Source organism: Streptomyces sp. NPDC006207 (assembly GCF_040613835.1).
Taxonomy (GTDB): Bacteria; Actinomycetota; Actinomycetes; order Streptomycetales; family Streptomycetaceae; genus Actinacidiphila.
In genome coordinates, this window is record NZ_JBEXSX010000139.1 from 1 (window position 1) to 3,271 (window position 3,271).

The window sequence follows — 3,271 nt, forward strand, 5'->3', positions numbered from 1 at the left end:
ACCCACGACACCGCCCTGCCCACCACACTCACCGCCTAGCCTCAAAACGAGATCACCGAGTGGCCGTCGATACACCACTCCCACGGACGTGACCGGTCGGTGGTCTGGGTGGTCAGCCACCCGGTGACGTACTGCCCGAACGTCATCCTTCCAGCGGTCGGCTCGATGTAGTCGCCCCGGGACATGTCGGCCTCGATGGAGGACAGCCACGCTTCCGCCCGACGTTTCTGCCGATCGGGGAAGCTCTTGGACTTCTCGGTGCCGTCCGGTCCGATGTAGCGGGCGCGGTAGCGCAGGCCGGAGCCGTGACGATCCGTCTTCACTGTGATGGGCCTACCGTCGGGGCCGTCGAGTGTCTTGTACCAGCGGTCTTGGATGTGTCCTGCCATCAGGCGGCCTCGTCTTCCATGAGGCTGGCGACCCAGGCGCGGACGTCTTCGGGGTCGTAGCGCAGGTGCCGGCCGACCCGGAAGCCGCGGACCTTGAGTAGGTTCCTCGGATGGCTGTGGAAGACGCATCGGGCGCAACCGAGCAGACGTACGCAGTGGGCTACCTACAGTCCTGGTACCTGTCGCAATGCAACGACGACTGGGAACACGAGTTCGGCGTTCGCATCGCAACGCTGGACAATCCAGGCTGGACGCTTGAGATCGACCTGACTGACACAGACCTTGCAGGCCGGAAGCTGCATAAGACGAAGCACGAGCCCTCGAAGGGCCTGTGGCTGTGGTCTTGGTCTGACGGCACCACATTTCACGCCGCGTGTGATCCGTCGTCGTTGAACAGGGCGATTCTTCGGTTCAAGGACTTCGCCGAAGCCCGGATCTGAAGATCCGCAGCCAGACGAAGATACTCAGGTGGAGCGAAGCAGGTTAAGCGCAGCTGTTACGGGTTTCTCTACCTCGATCAAGGCACCCGGCGTCGCTCACGCTCCGCCGGGCGCGCGGCCCGCGTCCGGCCGCGCCCACGCTCTTGTCTTCGCCCCGCTCGGCACGGCCGTCCGCGGCCGCGCGCCCACGGAGGTAGGCCGAGGGCATGAGGTCAGAACCGCGGGTGGCTGCGGCGGCCGGCGCTCCGATGCTTTAGGCAGCCACCATGGGGCGAGCCTCGAAGATCGGGGCCCACTTCGGGCTATTGCGGGCAGGCAAGGAGCCAGCCCGATTCGCGGCCAGCCTACGGGCCCCGATCTCTCGCCCCATGGCAGCTCCAGCCCAAAGCCTCTCCACGCCGCCCGCGTGAAAACCGCGCGGCACCGGCCAGGTACCCTCCGGCACATGGAAGAACGGCGCCCGCTGTGGCGGAGAATGGCGGGCCCAGTTCTGGTCGCCTGGCCATTGCTGACGCTCGTGTCGTGGGGCATCGCGCGACTGCTGGATATGGACAAGGGCCTCGCAGGCTGTGCGTTTTCCGTAGGTCTGATGATGACTGGCGGGCAGATATCCGAAGCGGGGCGCCGGTGGCGAGAGCGGAGACGCCAAGCACGCCTCGCTGATCGGACGGACAGGGCGACACGGGCCGTCACGGGGCCGTCCGAAAGGAACCAGCGTTGACCACCGATGACAGCCAACCACCATGTCAACGCAGATCAACGAGGCCCGGAGACAGAAGTATGCAGGTGGGGAGCGTGGCGCACCACTTCCAGAAGAACTGTGCGCGACCTCCGAGATCAGAGCACGCGGGCCGCGGCGGTAGTGTCCAGACCGAGCACGTAGGCCATCAGAAGCAGAGGACAAGGCATGCAGGCCGCAGACTGGTACGCCCTCGGGCTGTGCGTTGGGGCCTGCCTCATCCTGGTCATCGCTCGCTTGGTGATGTCCGGCAAGCGGGCCCACTGGCAAAACAGCGTGTGGTGGAAAAAGGCCTACGTCGCCGTACTCACGATCTTGGCGCTCTCCCAGACGGACACGGTCATCCGGATCGTCACGACGGTGACCGCAGTCTGTGCTGCCTACGCGCTTGGCCGGCGGAAACCGTCGCGCCAGTAGTTCGCATCGACGGGCGCGTGCCACACGCGTGCCACGTTGGGCGGGGCCGCACGGGGAACTACGGGGAACAGCGGTGACAGCACCGCATTGCTGCAGTTGAGCGTCTGCCCAGGCGGGGCCCGGTCCGCAGCCTCAGTCTTCCAAACTGGCGCTCCACGATCCGAGTGCGGTGGTGCTTGACCGAGTCATTTGAAACTCCCGCCCAAAGCCGCTATGCCGACGGCGTACCTCAGCTGCGGCACGACGTGGCATCCCCATGTCACAGGTGTCGGTGCCAGCCCGTAGGTTCCTCGCATGGCTGATCAGAGTTGGGTGGGGATCCGGCAGCGGGTTGAGGCAGTGGGGGCATCTCCGGGGAGTCGAGAGGTCTTCGGCGCCCTGGGGCACAAGTGGGTCTTGGAGCAGCCGCTCAACCCCGTTGAGCTCGCGGAACTCGAAGAGCAGATGAACGTGCAGTTGCCGGATGAATTTCGCTCCTTCCTTCTACAAGTCAGCGCGGGAGGGGCAGGTCCCGCGTACGGGGTGCCGTACGACGAGTGCAGGGCCGCTGGCGGTGGGAGGGAGACGGTGCCGAACTGGCTGACCTCTCCCGGTTGGCCGAACCCTTCCCCGAGCATGGCCCTGATCCAGACGTACTTGATCAGCTGGCGGCCCAGTGCCCCGAGGAAGAGCACTTTGACGCCATTGAAGAGTTCGACGACGCCATTGAGGCGTGGGACGAACGCTGGGATGCCCTGATGTTCAACCCTGATCGCACCGTCGGCGCCATCCTCGTCTCACACCGTGGCTGTGCGCTTCGTGACTGGCTGGTCATCACCGGCCCGCATCGGGGCACGATGTGGGCCGACGACCGAGCCGACGAGGTGGACCTCGCCCCCCGTCTCAACGATGACGGGACCCCGGTGACGTTCACACGCTGGTACGTCGACTGGCTGGAGGAGGCCGAGCGCACAGCCCGCTCAGCGCCATAGATCGCCGACGGGAATGCCCTGCGTTGCGGATGGCCGCGTTGAAGAGCATCGCGGGGCCGTCTCCGGGCCGTCCGAGGTCACACGACGACGACCAACGCCGACAACCGTTGACCACTCGATCGCAGGTCACAGCGTTGATCGCCTGGGAGGTCCCAGGTCAGCAGACCCCCGGGTCACTTCTTCGGCTACTGAGCCGGCCACCGGCCGTCGGCGCTCCGTTAGAAGAAGGCGGCCGGCGACGCGTCGGTGACCTGCGCGGTCGTGACCAGGCCGGTGGCCTTGCCGGCGGCCTTGGCCTGCTGGCCCAGGGTGGCC

4 protein-coding genes and 2 pseudogenes are annotated in these 3,271 nt (G+C 66.1%); 3 read left to right on the forward strand and 3 right to left on the reverse strand.

Annotation, left to right across the window (positions count from 1 at the left end; translation table 11 throughout):
* Positions 1-95: 95 nt before the first annotated feature.
* Positions 96-389 (reverse strand): annotated as a pseudogene (locus tag ABZ312_RS44900) (site-specific integrase); the annotation flags it as partial.
* Positions 389-478 (reverse strand): annotated as a pseudogene (locus ABZ312_RS44905) (DNA-binding protein); the annotation flags it as partial. The pseudogenes ABZ312_RS44900 and ABZ312_RS44905, both read right to left, overlap by 1 nt.
* A gap of 21 nt (positions 479-499) precedes the next feature.
* On the opposite strand from ABZ312_RS44905, the gene ABZ312_RS44910 reads away from it, so the two are divergent.
* The 3 genes from ABZ312_RS44910 to ABZ312_RS44920 all read left to right on the forward strand — a co-directional run bounded on the left by ABZ312_RS44910 (position 500) and on the right by ABZ312_RS44920 (position 2,956).
* Positions 500-829: an Imm53 family immunity protein gene (locus tag ABZ312_RS44910; RefSeq protein WP_500440211.1), complete on the forward strand. Its 330-nt coding sequence runs from the start codon at positions 500-502 to the stop codon at positions 827-829.
* 907 nt (positions 830-1,736) lie between these two features.
* Entirely contained in the window at positions 1,737-1,985 is a 249-nt protein-coding gene (locus tag ABZ312_RS44915; RefSeq protein ID WP_500440212.1) for a hypothetical protein, read from the forward strand.
* A 593-nt stretch (positions 1,986-2,578) separates the two neighbouring features.
* On the forward strand, positions 2,579-2,956 hold the full coding sequence (locus ABZ312_RS44920) for a hypothetical protein (protein ID WP_500440214.1): 378 nt from the start codon (positions 2,579-2,581) through the stop codon (positions 2,954-2,956).
* A 218-nt stretch (positions 2,957-3,174) separates the two neighbouring features.
* On the opposite strand, the gene ABZ312_RS44925 is transcribed toward ABZ312_RS44920, so the two are convergent.
* A complete protein-coding gene (locus tag ABZ312_RS44925) occupies positions 3,175-3,264 on the reverse strand; it encodes an alkaline phosphatase (RefSeq protein WP_500440213.1) in 90 nt (29 codons plus the stop codon).
* Positions 3,265-3,271 lie beyond the last annotated feature (7 nt).

What these genes read in the sequence shown, in the direction of transcription:
- ABZ312_RS44910 (WP_500440211.1), top strand. Translation starts at nt 500, where the DNA reads ATGGCTGTGGAAGACGCATCGGGCGCAACCGAGCAGACGTACGCAGTG.
- ABZ312_RS44915 (WP_500440212.1), top strand. Translation starts at nt 1,737, where the DNA reads ATGCAGGCCGCAGACTGGTACGCCCTCGGGCTGTGCGTTGGGGCCTGC.